Source organism: Lapidilactobacillus dextrinicus DSM 20335, from assembly GCF_001436095.1.
Taxonomy (GTDB): Bacteria; Bacillota; Bacilli; order Lactobacillales; family Lactobacillaceae; genus Lapidilactobacillus; species Lapidilactobacillus dextrinicus.
The window spans coordinates 15493-39791 of sequence record NZ_AYYK01000002.1 but is presented as its reverse complement, the minus strand read 5'-3'; the positions used below and the strand labels follow the sequence as shown (position 1 = coordinate 39791).

Below are 24299 nucleotides of genomic sequence, written 5' to 3'. Positions count from 1 at the left end.
CCTATGCTTTCTCAACAATAACGTGATCGATTAAACGATCATAAATGAAAGTCTCCCAATTCAATTCGTCACAAATCATAAAGGGAAAAGCCAACGAAATTGTCGTTGCTGGATAAGTGGATAAGAAACGGTCATAATAACCGCCCCCAAAACCAATGCGCCAGTGAGGATACGTTGTAAAAAGTAGCCCTGGAACAATGATTAAATCTAAGTAATTCTCAATCTTATCTTCAGCATAAACAGGTTCCATAACACCGAAATCAGATTTCTCCAACTGATCATGCTGATCATAACGAATAAAATTCATTTTATGAGTAGCTGGTTCTGTTCGCGGCAAATAAACCTCTTTACCTAATTCAAGGGCCTTTTCAATAATAGGCAAAGTATTAATCTCAAAGGGGCTTGAATAAGTAAGACCAATTGTCTCAGCTGCTTCAAAAGCAGGATCTTCCCACAATTGTTGATACAGATCTTGCTCCCAAGCTAACTTAGTTTTAGCATCAACTTGCTTTAATTTTGTGATTTGTTCTTGACGAATTGCCTTTTTTGACATCATATGATTAACCTTTTTCCGGTCAATAAAGAAAGAATGACTGGTTCACATAATGTGAATCAGCCATTCAAAGAGCCTTAATGACCCACGATTTATCTAATTATTTCGTTTCACGATGCAACGTAACTTTACGTTCACGAGGGCAATACTTTTTTAATTCTAAGCGATCAGGATTGTTACGCTTATTTTTATTTGATAAGTAAGTCCGTTCATGACATTCTGTGCATTCCATGGTAATGTTTACACGCATATGTGACCCTCCATTCTCAATGAACTCCGTGGTATTCACGACTTTTCCAGTATAGCAGAAAAATTTATAGAATGCTATAAATTTTTCACGAAACCAAGCTTAGAAAGAACAATTTATTAGACTTAATTCGTGCCTTCCATCTTGAAATAATCTTGGAACATTGTTTTAGCTAAAGCTAAAGAATAAGTAGACTTAGAATCACTTGTAAAGTTAGGCATTACAACAGCGACCACAACTTTAGGATCATTGGCTGGTGCATAACCGATAAATGAGTGGGTAATGGTTGCCGGTGGATTCGTATTATCAGGATTATTTTGATCATAATAGAATGATTGAGCAGTACCTGTCTTAGCTGCAACTTTTTGCGCCATACCTCTTAACGCACTAGCCGTCATAAATGGATCATTACCATTTACAGCATCATACATACCTTGTTTGACAACTTTTAATTGTGCATTAGTGAAGTCAACCCGATTTAAGATCTCTGGTGTATGTTGATAAATAACCGCACCCTTTTCGCCAGACTTGGTTGTCTTTTGAATTGAATCCACAATATAAGGTTGCATCCGATAACCGCCATTAGCAACAGTAGAAGCGTACTGAGCGACTTGAATTAGTGTATAGGCATCGTAGTTACCGTAACTTTCGTCAAGGGCACTACCATATTTAATGGCGTTATATTCATTTGTTGTTGAACCTAAATAGCCATCAATTTCGCCAGGCAAATCAATCCCAGTTTTATACCCTAGACCAAAACGTTGATATTGATCACGTAATTTTTCAAAGATATTATCATTCATTTTAATATATTTGTTTGGTGTATATTTAGCATTGCTCTCAAGCATTGCTAAATGCATCATATACGTGTTTGAAGAAATCGCCAAGGCACGCTGAGCTGTCATTGTTTTAAAAGTGCCAGCAGGATACCAAGACTTCTTAATTGGTGATGCTGGTAAGTAAATCGCATCATCAGGAAGTGTATTATCATCTGGTGTAATTACGCCATCCATGAAGGCACCTAAAACAGTGGCTGGTTTAACAATCGAACCCATAACGAAAGTTCGATTAATATTCCCCAAAGCATCATCGGTTACCTTGTTAGTTTCCGGATCATTCCGAATACCAGCCATTGCTTTAATGGCACCAGTTTTAGGATCCATTGCAATTGCATAAGCACCATCGGAATAACCGGTATAACCAGCTTCCTTAGCAGCAGCAAATTGACTCTTAAGTGCATTTTCAACTGCGGTTTGATATTTGGAATCAATGGTAAGATTAAGATTGCCGCCCTTACTACCGGCGTATTGTGTCACTTCACTTAGGACTTGATTATCGTTATTAACGGTCACTTGGGTTTGTGACTTCGTACCGCGTAAAATAGATTCGTATTCTTTTTCCAAATAACTGTTACCCACGCGATCATTACGTGAATAACCCGTCTTTAGCATTGAAGTCAGTGAATCTGCAGGTAATCCCTGCTTCTCAGTTGTGACCGTTCCTAAAATACTGGTCAAAATACTACCGCTTGGATAATTACGAGTCCAATTAGTACCGACACCAACCCCTGGCAATTCTGATAAATGCTCACCCACTTGAGCAATTTCATCTTCAGTCACGCCATCATCTTTTAGATAAACGGTTGATAATTGAAAAGCACCGGACATTTTTTTATATAATGTTGCAACTTCTTTTTGTTCAGTTGTCAGGGTTAAGTCGCGATGTTTAGCAACATATTGACTGACATTTTTATAAACTTTGCTGGCTGATAAATCATTACCTTCACTGTCATACTTCTGTGATTTTGGCAATTTTGCGACAACTTTTTTATAATAGTTATTATCAGCTAAGAAATAATCAACGATATCTTGTTGCTGCAAAATTGTACTAGGGACAGTTAAATATTTAGTTAATTTTTCAGCAGTCGCTAGCATTTCATTGCTTTTAACATTGATACTTTTAGTATAAGTAATGGCGTTCTCAGAAGAATTTCCAACTAATGTACGACCTTGAGCATCATAAACCATTCCTCGAGGAACATTACCTGTTACCACTGTTTTATCTGTCTGCTCAATTTGTGATTCAAACTTGTTACCATAAACAATTTGCAAGTAACCTAGTTGAGCAACTAGAATAGCCAATAATAGAAAGGCGATAAAGAATAATAAATTCAGGCGAAATCTTAATGGTGATTTCTGCGTTTTTGTTTTTTGACGTCGACGGATCATAGACGCGCAAGCTCCTTTCTAATTACTAGCTCATTCTAACAAAAAATACCTTGCCTGACAAAAATAGCTGGCATATTTCAACAAATTTTATTAATTCAAAGGAGTCACCCATGCCCAAATTTTTGAAACGCAATCTAACACAAACAACTTTGATTTATTTTTTAAGCTGGTTAATTCCAGCTGCAACTGTCTTAATCTATTTTATCGTTCAAAAGAATTTTCCAATCGGAAATCATACGATTTTAACAACGGATCTTGGTCAACAATATATCGATTTTTATAGTTATTATCGCCGGGTTCTCTTAGGCCATCCTGATCAATTGCTTTATTCTTTTAGCAGTAGCTTAGGGTCTTCAACAATTGGCACTTGGAGTTACTATTTATTAAGTCCCTTTAATTTAATTCTTTTACTAACTCCTGGCAAATGGCTGCCTTTTGGGGTTTGGTTAATGACCATTATCAAAATTGGCCTTTGCGGTTTAACCATGTACAGTTACTTACGGCATCGCGCTAAACCTGTTGGCGAAACTTTTGCATTAGGTTTAGCTGTTGCCTATGCGCTTTGTGGTTATAATACCGCTTATCAATTAAATGTAATGTGGCTAGATGGGGTCTACTTATTACCATTATTACTTGGCGCGATTGAATTAATTTTTAACCAACAAAAATGGTGGCCTTACTTCATTGTTCTAGCATTAGGCCTACTTACCAACTTCTATATCGGTTATATGCTGTGTCTCTTTAGCATCTTATATTTTATTTATTTGCTGTCTAGCCAAGCAACAAAAAAAACACCGCTGCTTAAAACCGTTACGAGTTTTGGCATTGGCTCAATTCTTGCCGGCGCTATTAATGCCGCGATTTTGTTACCCACCTTTCTTGAATTACGTTCGACTAAAGCTACTTATAATGCAGTAAAAATAAGTTGGCATTGGGAATATAATCCCTTACAACTATTAGGTAAGCTAACTTTAGGCAGTTATTCCTTTGATCAAATGTCTTCAGGTCAAGCTAATATTTTTACGGGCAGTATTATTTTGATTCTAGCGCTCATCTTTTTCTTTGTACCAACAATTAAATTCCGTCAAAAGATTAGCGCCCTCTTGCTAACAGCTTTCTTAGTTTGTTCCTTTTGTTTAGAACCGTTAGATCTTTTATGGCATGGCGGCCAATTCCCCGTTTGGTATCCGTCACGATTTAGTTTTATTTTCAGTGCTTGGTTAATTGTCTTAGCAAGCGAGGTCTTAACGCGTCATTTCAAACTCAAGACTTGGCAATTAAGTATTGTGGCAACATTATTAGTCGGCTGGTTAGCTTATTTATTACTCAATCAAAAACAATTCGCCTATTTTAAGACCAGCTATTTGGCAGGTAGTATCGCGCTAGTTTTATTTAGCTTTTTCTTAATCATGTGTTACTATGCTAGCCAACCTAAACGCTGGTTAACAAACTTGCTATTACTAACAATGGTTGGTGAAGCAATTCTTAATTATCAAACATCGCTGCGACAAATCAGCTATACCAAACAATCGGAGTATTGGAATTACACAGGAATCGTCAACAACGTTGTTAAGGATCTTTCTAATCAACAAACGACTGGCAGTCGCTTAGAAAAAACATTCAACCGAACCAATGACGATGCCATGCAATTTGGCTATGCTGGTGGTGGCCACTTTAATTCAATGCAAAATCCGATTGTGGGTCATTTCTATGATTATATTGGACAAGCTGCTGGTGATAACTTTGTTAATTACAAGTTTGGCACGCAAATCACTGACAGTCTATTGGGATTCAAAACTTGGTTAGATCGCCCGATTGCAAATGATCTCTTCAATCAAATTCCTGATTATGCCGCGGGTCTATCGATTACTTCTTGGCGGCCAGATGTACAAAATTATCCAGTTCTCAAACGGGATGGGGCAATTTATGTTCGTCAAAATAAAAACGCCCTTAATACGGTTTTCGCTGCTAATGACAAAATACTTTCAACAAAAATGACGGCTGGACAACCAATTCTTAATCAAGAGCGATTATTAGCTGACATGTTAGGACAAAACAACTATGCCCCACTTTATACAGTTGCTAGTATCGATCATATTACCTTGAATAATGTTAAGCGAAACGCGGAAATAGCTGATGCAACTTACACTAAAATTAATTCATCATTACCAGGTACAGTGACTTTTGGCTTTACACCAACAACTAACAATTCATACTACCTTAGTTTAGGGACGGCTGTTGATTCAGATGCTGTTGATATTACTGTTAATGGTGAGAATGTGCCGATTGACGAAAACTTCCGAGATACAATTCTGTTGAATGTTGCCCGTCGTGATATCGGCAAGAAAATTGATATTACTATTAACCTCAAAAAGCCAAGTGTTTGGCTACAAGCTCTTAACCTGTACCAACTGGATCAAAACGTGGTTAACACTGATTTTCAAATGTTGAAAAAGAATAATGCTCAAATTATCCAAATGTCTGGTAATCAACTAACTGGTACTGTTAATATCAAGAAAGATCAACTATTAATGACAACCATTCCTTATAATAAAGGTTGGCACGTCTATCTTGATGGTCAAGCCGTTAAAACCACTAAGGCTGTTAAAACTTTCTTAGCTGCTAAAGTTAAGCCAGGTAAACACCAAATTAAATTGGTCTTCATACCAGAAGGTTGGCGTACTGGTTGGTTAATTACCGGAATCACTTGGTTGTTTTTAATGATTGGTGGTGCCTTGACTTACTGGCGGCGTAAAAAACTAGCAGCTAAAGCTGGCACGATCAAGTAAAATGTTAAAACAGGTCTGGGATAGAAGTATATCTTAAAAATTTGAATTTACTATTGGCGAATATTTGCTACTAAACATATGCCAAACATCAGTCAATCCTGCTTAAATTAAAAAATCGCTAAATCCACATTCGGATTTAGCGATTTTTTCAATTTGATGCTCATTGCCTAAACAACTTTTGTCCCACTCTTTTTGATTTGCTTATTATTCAGCTAAGTGATGCTGGAAGGCATAAATTGCAGCTTGTGTACGATCTTCAACTTGTAATTTAGCCAAAATATTCGAGACATGAGTTTTAACGGTCTTTAAAGTAATGAATAACTCATCGGCAATTTCTTTATTACTTTTACCTTTAGCAATTAACATTAAAACTTCCCGTTCACGGGCTGTTAGATCTTCATATAATTGCGGTTGATTCTTTTGTGACATTCGATTCATCATCTTAGTCGTCACTTCTGGTTCTAGCACTGATTCACCATTAGCCGTTGCGCGAATCGCTTTCGCAATTTCGGCAGCCGTTGACGTTTTTAATATGTAACTAGCAGCTCCTGCTTCAATCGCAGGATAAACTTTTTCATCGTCAATAAAGCTTGTTAAAATAATAATCTTAGCTTCTGGCCATTGCCGCAATATTTCTTTGGTAGCAGCAATACCATCCATTTCTGGCATCACAACATCCATTAAAATGGCATCTGGACGTAATGCCAATGCCTTTTCAACAGCTTCTTGACCGTTTTCAGCTTCACCAACAACTTCCATATCACTTTGGACACCTAGATAAGATGAAATACCTAGGCGAACCATTTCATGATCATCAACAATTAGAACTTTAATCATGCTCTTCCTCCGACACTATTGGCACGCGAATTTCTACGCTAGTACCTTGATTTTTAAAACTAATCGTTTTAACCGTGCCGCCAACTGATTCAGTACGTTCCTGAATATTTGTTAAACCGTAACTTCCAGCCTTTTCTTGTTGGGCCATGTCAAAACCAACGCCATTATCGACAACACGTAAAACAACCGTTTGATTGACTTGCTTTAAGTATACCTGCATTTGGTCAGCATTGGCATGTCGTAACGTATTTGAAAGCAATTCTTGAACAATTCTAAATAAATTATCCTCAACACCGGACTGTAACTTAACGTCATCCATATCCCAGGTGATTTTAATCTTAATTTTAGTTTGTAATTCTTTCAGTAATTGAATAATACCTTCTTTTAATGAGCGTCCTTCCAAATTCGTCGGCCGTAAATGTAACAATAAGGCCCGCATTTCCGATTGAGCCTGATTAATAACATTTTCAATCTTCGTGATGATTTGCTGATAGTTATCAGCAATATCATTTTGCTGTGCTGATTCACTTAGCGCGGATAACATCATCATCGCTGCAAATAATTGTTGGGAAACAGAATCATGCAATTCCCGGGCCAGACGATGACGCTCACCAACCAAGATCTGCTCACGAGTTTCGCCTTCAAAGCGTAATGGTTGATTAGAATAAACCTGTAATTCTTGCTGTAAACTAACTACTTTTTCATTTAATTGTTGAAATCGTTTATCAATTAATGAATCTTGCCAACCATATTCCATTGGTGCTTTTGTCTTTGCTTGCAGTTCCACATAATTACCTTGAATAATGCTATTTACTTGGCTTAATTGACGTTGTTCATAACGACGAAAGAACCAATTAACCAAGATAACAATGAGCAAACTAAAGATAGCTGCACCAATAATTAAGTAAATAATCAATGGCATATTAAAAAACTCTTGTAAGAGTGTATAACGTAATAATTGCCAATCTGAATTAAGATAAGCAGCACTAAGAATCGGAATGCCTGCAAAAACTAGTGTTCCTAAAGTAATTAATGAAAATAGCCACGCACTACGGAAGCGACTCATACAAAGACCACCTCCAAATCACCAGCTAACTGACTTGTCACAATTCTAATGCGTCGTTGACTATTTTGATAATCTGGCGTTTTTATTTGTAAGGATTGGTTTTTTAATTGATGGCGTTGATCTGCAAAGGTCACTTCACCCATAAAAGTAGAATGTTCTAAATAAATCCCGGTGCCAAAGGGTACCAAAATTCTTGTATTACCCAGCCCTTTTTGTAAAATGACAATATTTTCTCGATCGGCTGGTAGTAAGGTATTCCCTAAGTCAATGATTGTATCGCCAGCCAATTCCTTTAAATTAATATCATGCCATTGATAAATCTGATTGCCTAAATTCTGATCGCCAAACCATTTATTCGTCGAAATTGACCAATCTTCTTGCTTCTTAGCTTGATCATCTGGATTAATCTGTGGCGCAAAATATTTCTTTTTACGCCAGAAGAAATGGCCCGATTCACCAAAAATTTCTGGCATAAAAATACCAACAAATAATAATAGCAAGAACATTAACCACCAAAAAGCTTGATTAGAGGCTAACCCTAAAACAATCAAAAAAACGGCGAGAAAGGTTAAAAATGTGCTATTACGTTTATTTTTTTGGCGGCGCTTATTAATTAATAGACAAATCAAAATACCCGAAATTAAGAAAATTAACGCAGAAGGCGTACTGAAAATTTGCCATCCTAACAAAATCAGACTAGCTGCAATGACGATGCCCAAAAATGGCAGCATTTTACGCATATAAACATCCTCGTCCTTAATAATTTTAATTTAATTATAACAATAATTGATCAAGATACCATCTGTCTAGAGACTGACATCGCTACTAATCATCTTCTCGTTGATATTTTAACTTAACCATAAAAAAAGTTTGATGCCATCATGCATCAAACTTTTTAAGAGCAACTTTATTTAACCGCTGTAATGGTTACTTCAAAAGAACCACCTGGTGTTTCAATGCTAACTTTGTCGCCTTTTTTCTTACCGAGCAATGCTTTAGCAATTGGTGAATCATTACTAATTTTACCAGCAGCAGGATCAGATTCAGCAGAACCAACAATAGTATAAGTTTCAGGATCATCTTCACCATCTTCAAGGAATGTTACATCCTTACCAATTGAAACTTCATCTGGGTCAATCTTGCTAGAATCGATAACTTGTGCATAATGCAACATTTCTTCGATTTGGCTAATCCGTGTTTCAACTTGGCTTTGTTCATCTTTTGCAGATTCATATTCAGAATTTTCAGATAAATCACCAAAGCCACGTGCGATTTTAATTCTTTCAATAACTTGTTGTCTTTTAACTGTTTTTAATTCATTAAGTTCGTTTTCTAACTTCTCTTTACCCTCAGCAGTCATAGGGAAAACTTTATCTGCCATTTCATACACCTCAAAAAATTCGAATCTTAAATTCGATTTACTATTTAAAATAATATCATAGGGTCAAGTTCACTTTTTGTCAATCCTCTAGACAATGTCAATCTGACTTTAATTATCATTCAACAACGTGATTTTAACCTTCATGTTTTAAAACGGAGCGAACTTTGGTAACCAATAAATCAATGGCCACGCTATTTTCGCCACCTTCAGGAATAATCACATCAGCATAACGTTTAGTAGGTTCAATGAATTGATGATACATTGGCTTAACGGTCTTTAAATATTGAGCAAACACATTCTCCACACTGCGTCCTCGCTCGTGAATATCTCGCTCAACTCGCCGTAACAAACGAATATCGTCATCTGTATCAACATAGACCTTAATATCCATTAAATCGCGCAAGCGTTCATCATCTAGAATCAAAATACCTTCGATAATAACAACATCTTTTGGTTCTTGATGACGCGTTTCTGCAGAAGGATTACGCAATTTATAATCATAAATTGGCACATCAACAGCTTGACGATCAGATAGCTTTTGCAAATCAGCTAATAAGCGATCAGTATCAAAAGATAACGGATGATCAAAGTTAATTTGACGTCGTTTTTCAATTGGTAAATCTGAATGTTTATAATAAGCGTCTTGTTGAATCATGGCTACAGAATGTCCTGCAACACTTTCATAAATACGTTGACTGACAGTTGTTTTACCACTACCAGAACCACCTGTAACGCCAATAATTATTGGTTTTTGCACCATAATGCCCCTTTTTTATAAAAAATATAGAAATCCTAGTTATTTATCAACTAAAGGCCTAAAGTTAGATGACTTAACTAAACCGTCCTGCTTGATCAAAGAGCGATCTAAACAGAACGGTTAGCTTAAGCATCAAACGTCATTGATTTTCGTTTGACTTTTTTATTGGCCAATACTTGAATTTGTTGTCAAATGCTCTTCATAGGTATGTGAGTAATAAACTTTACCTGTCTTCAAATTAGCAACGAAGTACAAGTAATTTTGATCACGTTCACTTGGATCAAGTACTGCTCTGATTGATTGTAAACTTGGTGAGTTGAATGGACCAGGTCCATATCCACTATGCACATACAAATTATATGGTGAATCAACGGATGTATCTTTATTAGTCAAACTTTCCTTATGCGTATTTAATGCGTACATAACAGAAATATCTGACTGAATTGGCATGTTAATGTCCAAACGGTTAAAGAAGACACCGGCAATCTTTTTACGGTCAGTTTCCTTAACACCTTCACGTTCAACTAATGAAGATAAGGTCATGACTTGTTGCACCGTTAAGTTCTTTTGAGCAATAGTATCATAATATGGTGCCATTTGTTCATTAGTTGCTTTAACCATTTGCGTTACCAACTGTTTCAGGGTTTCTTTTTCATAAACACTATAAGTTAATGGGAAAAGATAACCTTCTAAGTGATAACGAACACCTGATGAGGCCATGCTTGACTTCAATAATTTAGGATACTTCTTAGCTAGAGATTCTAAGAAATCTTGATCCTTCATTAAATCTAGGAATTCTTTTTTAGACCAGTTGGTATTCTTAGCAACCGCTGAAGCAATATCTTCAACCATTACCCCTTCTTTAACCAACACTTTAGCAATAACCTTTCGTGTTGAATGACCCTTTTGTAGTTGGGTAATGATCTGATCCAAGGTCATTGAGGGACTGAAGTAATATTTACCAGCCTGGAAATCACTGTAGTTGTGGGCCTTAACATAATAACTAAAAACAGCAGCGCTCTTGATGATTTTTTTATTTTGTAATTCCGTAGCAATATCTTTGTTACTAGAACCAATCGGAATCTTAACGGTTACCTTTTCAGTATTGTTGACGTCCAATGGTTTTAATGATGATTTAACATAATGGTAAGTTAGTAAACCAATCACAACTAATAACGCTGTAATAATACCAACAATCCAATAAACCAAATGATGGACAGTTCGTGTTTCTGCAGCTAATCTTGCTTTTTTCTTGTTAATCTCTGAAGCCTTGCGATGCGCTTGATTATCTTGTCGTGAAGCCAATCTAGCCATCCTCCCTTAAAACTATCTTGTGCCATTATACCAAAAAAGGTGCTAACGCACCCTTTTTTTTGAAATATTTAAGAAAGTCGCACAAATATTATCGGTATTCTTAGCAAATCTCAAGTTTAAAACAGCAATTAACGAATTTGTGCAGCAAAGTCATCTTGAAGTTTTGTTGCTACCTTCGTCATAGCAATTGTCACTTGATCGTCAGTTAAGGTTGCATCTGGATTTTGGAAATGAAGCCGATAAGCTAATGATTGTTTATGAACACCAATATTTTCACCAGTAAAGACATCAAATATTTGAACATTGGTCAAATATTTACCTGCAGCTAACTTAATAGCCTCAACAACAGCCGCGTTAGTTACCTTTTGGTCAACAATTAAGGCTAGATCGCGCTCAATAGCTGGATATTTTGGTGCTGCTTGCGAAACTAACATTGGCAACTCTTGATTTAAGATCACATCTAAATCTAATTGCATGACATAAGTTTCTGGCAAATCTAATTCATGCTGGAATGTTGGATGTAACTCACCAACAAAGCCTAAGACTTGTTCGCCCAACATTATTTTAGCAGTGCGGCCAGGATGTAATTCTGCAATGGCATCATCGGCTTGATAAGTTACCAATTCAGCAATTCCTAAGTTTCTGAATAAGTCAGTTAAGACACCCTTAGCATAATAAAAGTCAACAGCTTGAGCCTTGCCTAACCAACTATCTTCATTAACTGTACCTGTCCATAAAGCGGCCAAGGTTGGCGTTTCTTTTGGCTCTTCACCATCATTAATTTGTTGGAAAACATTACCCTGCTCGAAGATTTGAACGTTGGTTTGCTTACGAGCTAAATTATATTTTAAATCATTTAATAAGCCGCTAACTAAATTTTGACGTAAGTAAGCATGATCTTGTGTCATTGGCCAAGCCAATTTAATATCAGTAGATGGCTGATAAGTAAACCGGCCGGCTTCACTTTCATTAACCAATGCATAACTAACAACTTCGTCTAAACCATTAGCAAGTAATAATTTTTTAACTTTACGAATCAAAGTTTGTTTTTTATTAAAATGGCCAATTGTTTGCGTGCCCACAGGCAATGTGCTAGGTAACTTATCATAACCATAAAGGCGGGCAATTTCTTCAACCAAATCGGCTTCAATGGCAATATCCCAACGACGAATTGGTACTGTTACCAACAATTTGTCAGCTTGCCCTTGATGAGTAAATCCTAGATCAGTCATAATAGCAGCCATTTGTTCAGCACTAATAGCTGTGCCCAAAACATGATTAACATGCTTAGGATCAACTAGAATTTCTTTAGCAGCGGGGACAACTTGATGGCCAACTAAAACACCTTGGCTAGATTGACCATTTGCTAAATCAGTCATTAACTGAGCTGCACGTTGCAGTGCTTCTTCAGTGGCACTTTCGTCAATTCCTTTTTCAAAACGGGTTGTGGCTTCTGTGTGCAAATTATGACGTTGCGCTGTTTTACGCACGCTAGTACGATCAAATACAGCAGATTCAATCACAATATTTTTAGTTTGCGTGGTAATTTCACTATCGAGGCCACCCATAGTCCCGGCTAAGGCAACTGGTTTCTGACCATCAGTAATGACGATATCTTCTGCCACTAATTCACGTTCTTCACCATCAAGTGTGGTCAATTTCTCTTGATCACGAGCCTGACGAACTAGAATTTCATGACTCGTTAACTTGTCGTAGTCAAAAGCATGTAATGGTTGACCGTATTCCAACATAACATAGTTAGTAATATCAACGACATTATTAATTGGCCGAACACCATTATTCCATAAGCGAATTTGCAACCACAGTGGACTTGGTTGAATTTGAACATCTTGGACCACTTTTAATAAATATTGTGGCACTTTGTCTTGATTTTCAACGGTTACCTTTAATAAATCACTGGTCTTAGTATTACTTTCATTCACTTCAACTGTTGGGAATTGTGGATGTTGATGTAACATGGCACCAACTTCCCAAGCAGCACCGTGCATACCTAACGTATCAGCACGATTAGGTGTAATATCAAAATCGATCAAGCGATCATCCATTCCCAAATACTTGAAGACTAATTCGCCAACTGGTTTTGGTTCTGGGAAAACATAAATGCCATCTTGAAATTCTTTAGGTACGACACTGTCGCTAAAGCCAATTTCCTGTAAAGCACAAATCATGCCTTCAGAGGCCTCACCACGCATTTTACCGCGTTTGATTTTAACATTGTCAGCGATCCGTGAACCTGGTAAGGCCACGATTACATATTGATCAGCTGCTACATTAGGTGCGCCACAAACAATCTGCACAGGTTCTTCTGTACCAATATCAACTTGGCACAATGTTAAGTGATCAGAATCTGGATGTGGTTTAGTACTCAAAACATGACCGACGACGATTTTTTTCAAACCGGCGTCTGGGGCAATAACACTAGCGACTTCAATTCCGGTTAAAGAAACTTGATCAGCAAGTTCTTGAGGATCGATCTGCTTAGTATCAACGAATTGATTGAGCCATTGGTAAGAGATTTTCATAATTATTTAGCCTCCTGTTGGAATTGATGTAAGAAGCGTAAGTCATTTTGGTAGAACTGACGAATATCATTAATGCCGTATTTCAACATTGCAAAACGATCTGGTCCTAAGCCAAAGGCAAAACCGCCATAGACATCGGGATCAACACCGACGTTTTTAAGAACATTAGGGTGAACCATTCCGGCCCCTAATACTTCAATCCAACCAGTATATTTGCAGACTTTACAACCTGAACCACCACAAGCAAAGCAAGAAATATCAACTTCGATGGAAGGTTCCGTGAATGGGAAGTAACTTGGGCGTAACCGAATCTTACGTTCTTCACCAAAAACATGCTTAGCTAAAACTTCTAAAGTACCCTTTAAGTCAGCCATTGTCACATGTTTGTCAATAACTAAACCTTCAATTTGAGTAAATTGATGAGAGTGCGTTGCATCATCATTATCACGACGATAAACTCGGCCGGGACTAATCATTTTTAGAGGACCCTTGCTAAAATCGTGCTTTTCCAAAGTCCGAGCCTGGTTAGGCGATGTTTGCGTCCGCATTAAAAGCTCGTTAGTAATATAAAATGTGTCTTGCATATCTCGAGCAGGATGGTTCTTAGGGATATTCATCATTTCAAAGTTGTAGTGATCTGTTTCTACTTCTGGACCATCAATCACTTGATAACCTAAACCAACAAATAACTCCTCAATATCATCAATCATTTGATTCAAGATATGAGGTGTACCGGTTTTAACAGGTTGGCCTGGCAACGTCACATCAATTGTTTCGTGTTGCAAACGATGTTGTAAAGCAACCTTGTTTAATTCTGTTAAACGTGTTTCAATCGCTTGAGCAATATCTTGCTTGATCTCATTTGCAAAAGCGCCAACTTTAGGACGCTCATCTGGCGTCAAATCTTTCATTCCTCTTAAAACTTCAGTGATTGGTCCCTTTTTGCCAAGTAATTTAACCCGAATTTCATTAAGCTGTTTTTGGGAATCAGTTTCGTTAATATCTTGAACACCCTTCTGGCGTAACTGTTCCAGCTGGTCTTTTAATGACATGTCATTTCCTCCTCTAAAATCATTGATCATTTTTGCGTACAAAAAAGCCCCGTCCAACAAAGGGACGAGGCATCGCGGTACCACCCTAATTTTGCTTATCATAATGCTAAGCAACACTTAAAGTCATAACGCGACTAACGTAATTTCTTAATTAACAACTGTTGTTCAGAAACTAACTCAGAAAAGAATTCATTCACCTTCACAATAACGATTTCTCAGCTGTTAATCGTTTCTCTGTTTTGTTTCAGTAAACTACTAGCTTTCTTCAATGTACACTTTTCAATTGCATTCATCTTACAATGGTAAAAATTGATAGTCAAGCCTAATTCGCTAATTAACTAAGCCACAGGCTCCCATTGATCGGCCCAATCATGAACAGCATCCATAACTGGCATTAACGCACGGCCTTTATCCGTTAAAGAATAAACCACTTGATGGCCTTCTCTAGTTGAGACACGCACAATAATTCCTTCGCCTTCAAGTTCTTTTAATCGTTCGACTAAGACGCGATCAGAACATTTTGTAACTGATTTAGCTAGATCTTTAAAACGAAGCTGATCATTTTCGCAAAGCACACTAATAATCAAACCGTTCCATTTTTTACCTAGTAATTCAAATGTTTTTTCAAAACGTGGACAAATTTGACAGGGTTCATCAACAGCCACGCTGGTTGCAAATTCATGAGTTTCAACCATGGTGATTCCTCCAAACTAATTCAACAAACAACTAAATAATTGATTTAAACTTAGCCAAGCGTTGCCCAACTTTGCCCCGCCATGGCACACCAACTTCTTTAACCGCAACATAATCATCAACTAAAGATACAATCCAGCTCTCGCGATACTTAGGCAATGCCAAAGTCGCACCAAACATGTGCTTGATGATAATATCTTTTTCTTTAGTTGATAAGTCAGTTAACCGTTCAGCGTTCCGTAAAGCAATGCGGGGATGAATATAGGCATGCGTTCCCGAATTAAACTTAGTCGTCCGCCAATCATAATAAAACAAATCATGTAATAAGCCTGCTCGAGCTGTTGCTCGATAATCTAAATGATGCTTCTTTGCCAATAAGTAACTGTAATAAGAAACCCGCAAACTATGTTGCAAGCGATCTGTATAATGGTGTTGCGTAAACTCCGCTAGCTTTTGTACTTGCGGCGTTGTTAACAAATCATCAACCAAAGCCATATATTCTTCATCTTGTAGCCAAGGTGTTTCTTCCGTCATCGACACTACTCCTTGAGTTATAATCCACATCAACTTAACTAATTGCTATTGTAGCAACTTTTACATCAAAAGGGAATTAAATTGGCTTACCTTTTATAAGTCGACTTGCATTTGTAATTGATACATCAAAACTGCCGCAGCAATGGCGACATTTAGTGATTCTGCCTGACCAAAAATTGGTAAATACAAATTATCATCGGCAAGCGCTGCTAACTCAGTCGATAAACCATGAGCCTCATTGCCCATCATTAAGACGTATCGTTGATTAGCTAACGCAATCTGACGAATATCTGTGGCTGAACTATCCACTAAAGTGCCAAAAATTTGGTAATCTTGCTGGCGTTGTATTTCTAAGAATGCCTTTAAATCATGAACTTGCGCCACTATTAAATGAAATTGACTGCCCTGCATGGAACGGACCACTTTGCTATTAAAGGGATCAATTGCACCAGCTGAAAAAATCACACCGGAAAAACCAGCAGCGTCCGCTGTTCGAACCATTGTACCAGCATTGCCCGGATCTTGAACCTGATCCAAAACTAACCAAGGTTTACTTTCGTGATTCAGCAATGTTGTTTCTGAGAATTCAGGCAACTTAGCCACAGCAAAAATACCATCGGTGTGGACAGTATCACTTAAAACTTCGGCAACCCGATCGTTAATTTCTAACACAATCCAAGAATGATCGCGAAGATAAGGGCGCAATACTGCAAGATGGTCACTAACTGTTAAGATTATTTCGACTTCTTGAGGTCGATTGATGAGCGCCTCTTTAATCACGTGCCAACCTTCTAGTAAGTACTTACCTGCTTGTTGGCGATATTTCTTTTGTTTTAGTTTATTAATCTTTTTAATTTGTTCGTTTTTAACTGATTCGATTTTCTGCATCATTTTTTCCTCACTCGCCTTCTATCATAACAGAAATATATTTTGACAGACACTTCTGTTGAGCTAAAAATAAATAATTGTTAAGATAAATGTGCAAGTTATTCGTGATTTTTTTAATTTTTAAACAATTCATTTTAAATTGAGGTGTATTTTTATGCGTCGTGGTGTTGCACTTACGGTTAGCGGGCGTGTTCAAGGCGTCGGTTTTCGCTGGATGACCAAAATGGTCGCTGATCAATTAAAAATTGCTGGCTTTGTAACGAATCTTGATAATGGCGATGTTTATATTGAAGCTAGTGGTGAAGAACCAGCGTTACAAGAATTTATTGGTGCTGTCAAAGCCTCACCTTCACCAAGTGGTCATGTTGACCACGTTAGTGAACAAGCAATCGATCCTCAACCGGCTCTCAGTAAATTTAAAATTCAATAATTCGTTTTCAAATCTCTTTCCAATTTTCTAATTATTCCTCTAAGATCATGGATTAGACTGGAAATTTACCCTATTTTTCGGTATAGTGTTTTCTTAGAAGTTAAGGAAGGGATTTTTTAATGAAAAGAAAGCAAAAAGGCATTGTCCTAACTGGCATGTTTGCAGGCCTATTACTGCTACTTAGCGGCTGTGCTAACCAATATCAAAATTTAAAGCCACCAACTGGATTTTTCTATGGCTCGATTTATAAATACTTAGCAATTCCAATGCAGAAGTTAATCATTGGTTTAGGTGATGCCTTAGGTGGCAAAGACGGCTATGGCTGGAGTGTTGTCATCATCACCTTAGTCGTTCGTTTAATCTTGTTACCAATCATGTTGAATCAGGTTAAGAAATCAACCCGTCAAACTGAAAAAATGAACGCCTTGCGCCCACAAATTGATTTAATTCAAAAACATCGCGCCGGCGCAAGTCAAGAAGAAGCACAACGTCTCAGTCAATTAACTATGGAGGTTTATTCCAAAAACAACATGAGTATGACCGGTGGAATGGGCTGCTTACCACTGTTAATTCAATTACCAGTTTTTGCTGCCTTATATCAAGCCGTTCAATACTCACCAATTATTGCAAAACAAACATTCCTCGGTTTCTCATTAGGTAAGCCAAGTATTGTTTTAGCTATTATTGCGACACTCTTTTATGTTGCTCAGTCAATGTTATCTCTCATTGGTATTCCAGAAGCACAGCGTAAACAAATGATGTCAATGCTTATTATTGGCCCAGGTATGACGTTGTTTATCAGTTTATTCGCACCAGCAGCCTTAGCACTTTATTTCTTAGCTGGTGGGATTATGATTTTAGTCCAACAAATCATCACCACATTTGTTGTTCAACCTAAAATCAAAGCAGCTGTTGATCGCGAGTTAAAAGAAAATCCAATTGTCACAGTCGTCGATGAAAATTCCTTTGCTAAAGCCGAAACAGCTGAAGACCAAGCTGAAACGACGGAAGTTAATCAATTACACCAAGATCTTCGTGCTCGTAATGCTGGCAAACAGCAACGCAAATAATAATTAAAAAAATGCAAACTAAAAGCCAACCACATTAATGTGGTTGGCTTTTTTAATATTGTTTAATCCTCTTCATGATCAGTTGATTCTGGAATACTCTCAGAAATAGTAGGAAGTGTCACCTTAAACATAGAGCCTGACCCTTCAACACTATCAACCGTTAATTGGCCACCATAGGCTTTAACTAAACGATAAGCAATTGATAGACCTAACCCATTACCGCCTCGTTCCCGCGAGCGAGCTTTATCAACGCGATAGAAGCGATCAAAAATTCGCTGTTGACTTTCCGGTGAGATTCCCATTCCAAAATCTTGCACAACAATATGAATTTCTTGAGGTGTCGTATCGGCACTTAGATGAACTTCTTTACGTTTCGTTGAGTATTTAACTGCATTATCCAACAAAATAATTAAGATCTGTTCCAAATGATTACGGGTCATTCGCACGGAAACATCAGCATTCATTTCAATATCAGATAGGATCGAGAAGTCTTGATGCAACATTTGAATGCTATCTACAACTCCCATAATAACTTCGCGAACATCTGTTATCTCTTGGACATTCTTCGATTCAACTTGCTCCGCACGCGTTAATTGCAGCATTTCTTCAATTAAGCTGTTCATTCGTTCTGCTTCTTGACTAGCTGCTTTTAACGACTCATCTAAAACTTCAGGATCATCTTTCCCCCAACGATTTAGCAAATTCAAATGACCTTCAATCACCGCCACTGGCGTCCGTAATTCATGCGAAACATCACCAACAAATTGCTTTTGTTGTTCAATGTAGCGTTGAACTTGATCCAACATTTGATTAAACTGATCAGCTAGGTCATTAATCTCATCATTGCCGGAAAAATTGGGTATTCGTGCGGCTGATTCTGGTGAACGGTCAATTTCTTTAATGGTATCTGAAATAACATTAACGCGCTTTGACAAACGATAAGCAATCACATAACCAATTAACGCACTAAATAATACTGCCACAACACCTAAAACAAATATTTGTAATCGTAACATCTGTGTTGAGCGCTGTACATTATCCATATAATTCACGATAAAAACATAACCAATCAACTGTCGATTTGTTTCTGCGTAAATCGGTCGAGTTGCAACAATCAGACGCTTGCCATTTTGACGAATGATTTGTAATTTAGCATGATTGTCTGACTTAAAAGTCACTTTTTTGGTTTGTTGTGATGAAAAAATCTGTTGCTCATCACGATCATAAATCTGCACCGCCATGTCAGAGCGCGATAACTGACTGACAATTGTATCTTGAAAAGCACTCGTCAATGGATTTTGATCCTTGTTTTGGTAAAACTCAGGCATCATTAGCGGCATAACATCACCGCTTTTTAAATTATTCGTGAAGCCACTTAAACGTTGAACAATTAAATCCCGTGTTTGTTTGGTTGTTTGTTTCTCTTGATTAACTAAATTGTTGTAAAATGACGCATACATAATCCCTGCAAAAATAATAAACGTCAAAAAAATGGTCAGACCAACAGCCACTGACCATTTAACCCGCAACGTAAGACGAACAGGTTTCTTTTTAGATTTTGCTTCTTTCTCTTTAACCAAAAGATTCACCTACGAATGCATGACGTAACCAGTACCGCGGACCGTTTGAATATAACTGCGGCGGTTTGGCCGATCAATTTTATTCCGTAAATAACGAATATAAACATCGACAACGTTAGTGGCGACTTGTTCGTTATAGCCCCAGACGTTCCGCAATAATTCATCCCGCGAAACAACTGTATTAGCATTTTCAACCAAGATTAATAAAAGTGAGGCTTCACGTTTCGATAGTTGAATAATCTCGTTACCACGAATAACTGTCCGCGTTTGTGGCTCAATAATTAAATCACGAAAAACAAGTTGCTTTTGTTCAGCTTGTTTAGCTTGACCGCCAAGTTCTGAACGCCGAATTAGAGCACGTAGACGAGCCAATAATTCCTCAATAGCAAATGGTTTAACTAAATAATCATCAGCACCATCATCCAAACCAGCAACACGATCCAAAACAGAATCTTTTGCCGTAACCATAATAATTGGCGTCGTTTTTTCTTTACGAATTCGCCGACAAACTTCAAAGCCGTTTAAGTCTGGCAACATTAAATCTAGTAAAATAACGTCCCACTCTTGGCTTAGAGCTAGTTCAAGGCCGGAGCGACCATTTCCTTCAACGCTAGTTTCGTAACCTTCATGTGATAATTCAAGATCAAGAAAACGAGCTAAGTTCTTTTCGTCTTCAATGATCAATATTCTTTTACGCGCGTCTAATTTAGACAACCCCTAACATCTAAAAAGTAAAATGAGATATTTTTTAAAGTTTACACAACAAACTAAGTCCGATAATTCTCATATTCTTCTAATATATTCGAAGCCACATTAAAAGTCAACTTTAGTCCTTAGTCTAAAGCGCTACCTCAATACTTATACCTATTGAACAATTGGTAAGTCTAGTCGGTCCAACTTGCTAACCCTGTTTGAATTTCTTGTTCATTATTGGCCAAAAAACCACCTAAAATTTCAACGGCTGTATTTTCTGTCCATTTTTTAAGAACTTGAAGACTATTATCTATCGTGCTGGAATAACTAGTTGCAAAGACAATCACACGCTTATTAACTAAGCCTTTTTCTTTTAAAAATCGTGCAACTAACATTGGTGGTTGATCCCACCAGATGGGAAAGCCAAGATAGATTGTCTGATAGGCATTAAGATTCATTGGTAAAGGTGCCAAATCTGGCAATATTTGCTCATCAATTTCTTTTTTACCAACCGTTGCCAAATCTTCATAGGCTTCTGGATATGGTGTTGCTGGTTGAATGGCAAGTACTTCGGCTTGAGTTTGACGGCTAATTTTTTCAGCCGCTGATTTTGTATTACCAGAAGCTGAAAAGTACACAATTAATGATTCACTGACATCTGACATCTGCAAACTTCCCTCTTTTTATTTATTTCTCTATAGTTTAACGCTTTAACCCTGTTCTAATGCAAGTAAAAATTAAGTCAGTCTCAAAAAAAGATAAATCCTTAATCATTCAAACTGTTATTTTCCAGTTATAACGTCAAGCGCGTTGACGCTATTCTTGATTTCAGTTATTCTGAAGTTAACTGCTGAATTTTATCGTTAAAGGGGGTTAGCTCTTGTCACAAGCTAAACGGCAATTTTATTTTTTAGATAAAGTACTTAATATCATGATCGAAACAATGAATGCTGAACTCGTTTTAGACGAACTAGCAGCGCGGCTCAAAATTTATGAACAACGCTTCAGTCAAACAGCAACTTCACAACTGGGGACTCTCAATCATCAATCAGGTGCAAAAGCCATTACTGTTGATCGGCAACTCTATGAATTAATTAAACTCGGTAAGTACCATAGTCTCAAACAAGCAAGTAATTTAAACATCGCCATAGCACCTTTGACGCAACTCTGGCGTATCGGCCAGCCAGATGCACGGATTCCAAGTGCTGAAGAAATTCAAGCAACCCTACCGCTCACTAATCCTGAACAAATCGTTCTTGATGATAATCAATCTGCTGTTTTTCTTACGCAACCTGGTATGGTTCTTGATTTAAGTTCCTTAGTTAAAGGCTATGTAACGGATTTGTTAGTTAGCTACTTAAATAGTATCAATGTTCATGCAGCACTAATTGATTTTGACGGTAACATTACGGTGCTTGGTCCATCTCGTCAAGTTGATCAACAATGGCGCGTTCCCGTTAGTCCAGCTATGGCTACCAATCAAGGTAAACGAGCTATGGTTAGCACAACCAACCGCTCCTTTATCACGCGTCAAATCTACAAACGCGCGCTGGTTAAACAACAGCGGGCCTACTCTTATTTCCTTGATCCACAAACTGGTCGCTCAATTGAAACTGACCTGACCAGTTTAACAATCATCTCACCACAAGCTATTGATGGTGAGATTTGGTCATTACGTTTGTTAAATCAATCAATTGATCATATTCTAGCAATCGTTAATCAACAACCTAGCCTTGAAGCTGTATTAATTGACGATGAAGATGACATTATTTATTCAGACGGTCTAACTGAGCTAATTAATTGGCAATAATAACTTCAAAAAAGACGTTAAGAACAAAATTGTTCTTAACGTCTTTTTTTAATTCAATGAATGATGCTGATGTTTTAATTCAAGCCGTGCCAATACTGGCATGACAAAACCTAACCCGAACAAAACTAGTACAGAAACAATGTTCATTAATAATTGATGCATAAACGCTGGTGTTCCCCAAGCCGCTTCTTGCGGCATGAAGCCCATCGTTGCACAGACAAAAGTAAATAAGAAGCACCAAGCGCCCACAAATAAGGCCAATTTTTGATTCTTAATGAAGACATATGATGACTGAAATTTATCTTGTTGTAGTCGCAAACTAACAAAGGCGAAGAAAACCCAGCAAGTTTTATAAGGTGAAACAATTCCGTTTAAATTTAAAAGCCAATTAAAAACAGAATTAATGTTAGGTAACGTACTGCTCATTAACAATAAGAATAGGCACAAAGAAGCCGTGAAGATGTAGCTATGGATAGGCCGACCTTGTTTATTCTTTTGTAGTAACCATTTCGGCATAAACTGAATTGCCGTATCAGCAGATAACACACGGCTTGAAGCGTCTATTAAGACTGCAAGTTGAGCCAGCATGAAAACCAACTGCGTGCCAGCAAACATATACATAAACAATTTACCAACGCCCCATTGCTCACCTAACATTTTGAAGGCGTAGAAGGAACCGTTCATTTTTAAATCGGCAGGCAAATGGTTGGCATTAAAGAAGACACTTAAGGCTAACGAACCAAAGATGACTAAGAAGCCAGTCATTAAAGCCAACATCCACATTGTTTTAGGGAATTCTTTTTTAGGATTACGCAATTGGCCAATATAAGTTGCACCTAGTTCTGCACCAGAAGTAGCAAAAATTAATAACCCCGTTGTTGAGAAATAATGAGTTGAAAAGTGTGGCTTAAAGGCGGCTAAATTAAACGGTTGGGTGGCAATTGGAAAACCCTTAGCCACCCCTGCAGCAGCCATGAAAACAAATAAAACACCCATTAAGAACATTGCCGCACCACCAATTAGTGACATTACTTCTAATGATCGTGTAAATAAATTTTCTAAAATAATAAAAATCAAAATAACCACAAAGGTTAAAATACCAAACCAAGTATTAGACATGTGTCGATCTAATGAATTGTCACCTAAGATTAACCACGAAAAAGCCACAATTACTGAATTGGAAACATCAATTAAATAAGGTAACGTACTGGACCAATACATCCAACTGGTCCAATACCCTAGTGTATCGCCAGAAGTATGACGAACCCAAGTGGCTAGTCCACCACCATCATGCGTAAAAGTCGTACCAATTTGTGCAGAGATTAAGGCATAAGGCACAATGTAAGCCAACAATAAAAAAATCCACGAGAAAACAACCGACAAGCCTTGATTTTGAAAAGGATACAAAATGTTTTCAAAGCCAATAACCGTCACAAAAACTAACAAACCTAAAACCGGCCAAGCCATATATTTAGGCTTTTCTTCTAAACTATCCAAAAATAAAACCCCCAAGTAAAAATTAAAAATATAAAAAATCAACGATTGCTATAAACATCTTTCAACTAAAAGCCTAAGAACCATGATTGACTAATCAAAAAATATGCCACAAGACTGCTCTTTGAACTTTACAGTACTGGTTTATAGCGTGTTTAAATTTTATTTTGATTTACCGGGAGCTTTATTACGATACACGTGCAGACCGCACCTTTCTATCTTGAAATTGAATTGCCAATCCTAATATTTTTCTGAAAACACAAAAAATGATCAGCATGTCTTTGCATGACAACCATTTTATCTTATACTGGGAAAGATGTATACAAAAATCACAAATTTG

General features: G+C 37.3%; 22 protein-coding genes and 1 other annotated feature. Of the genes, 4 read left to right on the top strand and 18 right to left on the bottom strand.

All coding sequences use genetic code 11. The features are described 5' to 3' along the window. Position 1 precedes the first annotated feature (1 nt). From FC84_RS01575 to FC84_RS01565, 3 genes are all read right to left on the bottom strand, one after another. A complete protein-coding gene (locus FC84_RS01575; protein ID WP_057754351.1) occupies positions 2 to 556 on the bottom strand; it encodes a 5-formyltetrahydrofolate cyclo-ligase in 555 nt (184 codons plus the stop codon). Between the two features lie 97 nt (positions 557 to 653). Then, a complete protein-coding gene (gene rpmG, locus FC84_RS01570) occupies positions 654 to 803 on the bottom strand; it encodes a 50S ribosomal protein L33 (protein ID WP_057754348.1) in 150 nt (49 codons plus the stop codon). 122 nt (positions 804 to 925) lie between these two features. After that, entirely contained in the window at positions 926 to 3028 is a 2103-nt protein-coding gene (locus tag FC84_RS01565) for a peptidoglycan D,D-transpeptidase FtsI family protein (protein WP_057754345.1), read from the bottom strand. Between the two features lie 110 nt (positions 3029 to 3138). On the opposite strand from FC84_RS01565, the gene FC84_RS01560 reads away from it, so the two are divergent. After that, positions 3139 to 5817, top strand: a complete 2679-nt coding sequence (locus FC84_RS01560; RefSeq protein WP_057754341.1) for a YfhO family protein — start codon at positions 3139 to 3141, stop codon at positions 5815 to 5817. A gap of 204 nt (positions 5818 to 6021) precedes the next feature. Here the strand turns inward: FC84_RS01560 and FC84_RS01555 are convergent, their stop codons facing one another. The 11 genes from FC84_RS01555 to FC84_RS01505 all read right to left on the bottom strand — a co-directional run bounded on the left by FC84_RS01555 (position 6022) and on the right by FC84_RS01505 (position 16882). Beyond that, positions 6022 to 6654 (bottom strand): response regulator transcription factor, encoded by a 633-nt coding sequence (locus FC84_RS01555; protein ID WP_057754338.1) that lies wholly within the window; start codon positions 6652 to 6654, stop codon positions 6022 to 6024. Beyond that, positions 6647 to 7720: a sensor histidine kinase gene (locus tag FC84_RS01550; protein ID WP_057754335.1), complete on the bottom strand. Its 1074-nt coding sequence runs from the start codon at positions 7718 to 7720 to the stop codon at positions 6647 to 6649. Before FC84_RS01550 ends, FC84_RS01555 begins: the two co-directional genes overlap by 8 nt. Beyond that, positions 7717 to 8460 (bottom strand): cell wall-active antibiotics response protein LiaF, encoded by a 744-nt coding sequence (gene liaF, locus FC84_RS01545; RefSeq protein WP_057754333.1) that lies wholly within the window; start codon positions 8458 to 8460, stop codon positions 7717 to 7719. Before liaF ends, FC84_RS01550 begins: the two co-directional genes overlap by 4 nt. Positions 8461 to 8627: 167 nt before the next feature. Next, positions 8628 to 9101, bottom strand: coding sequence for a transcription elongation factor GreA (gene greA, locus FC84_RS01540; RefSeq protein ID WP_057754330.1), 474 nt, complete (start codon positions 9099 to 9101; stop codon positions 8628 to 8630). 133 nt (positions 9102 to 9234) lie between these two features. Further along, a complete protein-coding gene (gene udk / locus FC84_RS01535; protein ID WP_057754327.1) occupies positions 9235 to 9861 on the bottom strand; it encodes a uridine kinase in 627 nt (208 codons plus the stop codon). Positions 9862 to 10020: 159 nt separating this feature from the next. Beyond that, positions 10021 to 11172: an endolytic transglycosylase MltG gene (mltG, locus tag FC84_RS01530; protein WP_057754324.1), complete on the bottom strand. Its 1152-nt coding sequence runs from the start codon at positions 11170 to 11172 to the stop codon at positions 10021 to 10023. Between the two features lie 128 nt (positions 11173 to 11300). Beyond that, positions 11301 to 13715: a phenylalanine--tRNA ligase subunit beta gene (gene pheT / locus FC84_RS01525; protein ID WP_057754321.1), complete on the bottom strand. Its 2415-nt coding sequence runs from the start codon at positions 13713 to 13715 to the stop codon at positions 11301 to 11303. A gap of 2 nt (positions 13716 to 13717) precedes the next feature. After that, a complete protein-coding gene (pheS, locus tag FC84_RS01520; RefSeq protein WP_057754318.1) occupies positions 13718 to 14767 on the bottom strand; it encodes a phenylalanine--tRNA ligase subunit alpha in 1050 nt (349 codons plus the stop codon). Positions 14768 to 14824: 57 nt separating this feature from the next. After that, positions 14825 to 15045, bottom strand: a binding site (T-box leader). Between the two features lie 60 nt (positions 15046 to 15105). Beyond that, positions 15106 to 15462: a winged helix-turn-helix transcriptional regulator gene (locus FC84_RS01515; RefSeq protein WP_057754315.1), complete on the bottom strand. Its 357-nt coding sequence runs from the start codon at positions 15460 to 15462 to the stop codon at positions 15106 to 15108. 31 nt (positions 15463 to 15493) lie between these two features. After that, the gene (locus tag FC84_RS01510; protein ID WP_057754312.1) at positions 15494 to 15994 is read right to left on the bottom strand and encodes an HD domain-containing protein; all 501 of its coding nucleotides are present in this window, start codon (positions 15992 to 15994) and stop codon (positions 15494 to 15496) included. 93 nt (positions 15995 to 16087) lie between these two features. Then, a complete protein-coding gene (locus FC84_RS01505) occupies positions 16088 to 16882 on the bottom strand; it encodes a TrmH family RNA methyltransferase (protein WP_057754309.1) in 795 nt (264 codons plus the stop codon). Between the two features lie 154 nt (positions 16883 to 17036). Here FC84_RS01505 and FC84_RS01500 point away from each other — a divergent pair, with 154 nt between their 5' ends. Next, complete coding sequence (locus tag FC84_RS01500) at positions 17037 to 17312, top strand: acylphosphatase (protein WP_057754306.1); 276 nt, start codon at positions 17037 to 17039, stop codon at positions 17310 to 17312. A 119-nt stretch (positions 17313 to 17431) separates the two neighbouring features. Then, positions 17432 to 18382, top strand: a complete 951-nt coding sequence (gene yidC, locus FC84_RS01495; protein ID WP_057754303.1) for a membrane protein insertase YidC — start codon at positions 17432 to 17434, stop codon at positions 18380 to 18382. A 62-nt stretch (positions 18383 to 18444) separates the two neighbouring features. Here the strand turns inward: yidC and FC84_RS01490 are convergent, their stop codons facing one another. The 3 genes from FC84_RS01490 to FC84_RS01480 all read right to left on the bottom strand — a co-directional run bounded on the left by FC84_RS01490 (position 18445) and on the right by FC84_RS01480 (position 21320). Next, entirely contained in the window at positions 18445 to 19962 is a 1518-nt protein-coding gene (locus FC84_RS01490) for a HAMP domain-containing sensor histidine kinase (RefSeq protein WP_057754300.1), read from the bottom strand. A gap of 9 nt (positions 19963 to 19971) precedes the next feature. Beyond that, a complete protein-coding gene (locus tag FC84_RS01485; RefSeq protein ID WP_057754297.1) occupies positions 19972 to 20676 on the bottom strand; it encodes a response regulator transcription factor in 705 nt (234 codons plus the stop codon). Between the two features lie 170 nt (positions 20677 to 20846). After that, positions 20847 to 21320, bottom strand: coding sequence for a flavodoxin (locus FC84_RS01480; protein WP_057754294.1), 474 nt, complete (start codon positions 21318 to 21320; stop codon positions 20847 to 20849). 215 nt (positions 21321 to 21535) lie between these two features. Here FC84_RS01480 and FC84_RS01475 point away from each other — a divergent pair, with 215 nt between their 5' ends. Next, on the top strand, positions 21536 to 22465 hold the full coding sequence (locus FC84_RS01475) for an FAD:protein FMN transferase (RefSeq protein WP_057754291.1): 930 nt from the start codon (positions 21536 to 21538) through the stop codon (positions 22463 to 22465). 48 nt (positions 22466 to 22513) lie between these two features. Here the strand turns inward: FC84_RS01475 and FC84_RS01470 are convergent, their stop codons facing one another. Beyond that, positions 22514 to 23932, bottom strand: coding sequence for an APC family permease (locus FC84_RS01470; RefSeq protein ID WP_057754545.1), 1419 nt, complete (start codon positions 23930 to 23932; stop codon positions 22514 to 22516). Positions 23933 to 24299: the final 367 nt, after the last annotated feature.

Excerpts from the sequence above, each read along its gene's own strand:
- FC84_RS01560 (WP_057754341.1), top strand. The coding sequence starts at position 3,139 with ATGCCCAAATTTTTGAAACGCAATCTAACACAAACAACTTTGATTTAT.
- FC84_RS01510 (WP_057754312.1), bottom strand. The coding sequence starts at position 15,994 with ATGACGGAAGAAACACCTTGGCTACAAGATGAAGAATATATGGCTTTG.
- mltG (WP_057754324.1), bottom strand. The coding sequence starts at position 11,172 with ATGGCTAGATTGGCTTCACGACAAGATAATCAAGCGCATCGCAAGGCT.
- FC84_RS01470 (WP_057754545.1), bottom strand. The coding sequence starts at position 23,932 with ATGGCTTGGCCGGTTTTAGGTTTGTTAGTTTTTGTGACGGTTATTGGC.
- greA (WP_057754330.1), bottom strand. The coding sequence starts at position 9,101 with ATGGCAGATAAAGTTTTCCCTATGACTGCTGAGGGTAAAGAGAAGTTA.
- FC84_RS01480 (WP_057754294.1), bottom strand. The coding sequence starts at position 21,320 with ATGTCAGATGTCAGTGAATCATTAATTGTGTACTTTTCAGCTTCTGGT.
- liaF (WP_057754333.1), bottom strand. The coding sequence starts at position 8,460 with ATGCGTAAAATGCTGCCATTTTTGGGCATCGTCATTGCAGCTAGTCTG.
- FC84_RS01500 (WP_057754306.1), top strand. The coding sequence starts at position 17,037 with ATGCGTCGTGGTGTTGCACTTACGGTTAGCGGGCGTGTTCAAGGCGTC.
- FC84_RS01550 (WP_057754335.1), bottom strand. The coding sequence starts at position 7,720 with ATGAGTCGCTTCCGTAGTGCGTGGCTATTTTCATTAATTACTTTAGGA.
- udk (WP_057754327.1), bottom strand. The coding sequence starts at position 9,861 with ATGGTGCAAAAACCAATAATTATTGGCGTTACAGGTGGTTCTGGTAGT.
- FC84_RS01515 (WP_057754315.1), bottom strand. The coding sequence starts at position 15,462 with ATGGTTGAAACTCATGAATTTGCAACCAGCGTGGCTGTTGATGAACCC.
- pheT (WP_057754321.1), bottom strand. The coding sequence starts at position 13,715 with ATGAAAATCTCTTACCAATGGCTCAATCAATTCGTTGATACTAAGCAG.
- FC84_RS01575 (WP_057754351.1), bottom strand. The coding sequence starts at position 556 with ATGATGTCAAAAAAGGCAATTCGTCAAGAACAAATCACAAAATTAAAG.
- yidC (WP_057754303.1), top strand. The coding sequence starts at position 17,432 with ATGAAAAGAAAGCAAAAAGGCATTGTCCTAACTGGCATGTTTGCAGGC.
- pheS (WP_057754318.1), bottom strand. The coding sequence starts at position 14,767 with ATGTCATTAAAAGACCAGCTGGAACAGTTACGCCAGAAGGGTGTTCAA.
- FC84_RS01505 (WP_057754309.1), bottom strand. The coding sequence starts at position 16,882 with ATGCAGAAAATCGAATCAGTTAAAAACGAACAAATTAAAAAGATTAAT.
- rpmG (WP_057754348.1), bottom strand. The coding sequence starts at position 803 with ATGCGTGTAAACATTACCATGGAATGCACAGAATGTCATGAACGGACT.
- FC84_RS01565 (WP_057754345.1), bottom strand. The coding sequence starts at position 3,028 with ATGATCCGTCGACGTCAAAAAACAAAAACGCAGAAATCACCATTAAGA.
- FC84_RS01555 (WP_057754338.1), bottom strand. The coding sequence starts at position 6,654 with ATGATTAAAGTTCTAATTGTTGATGATCATGAAATGGTTCGCCTAGGT.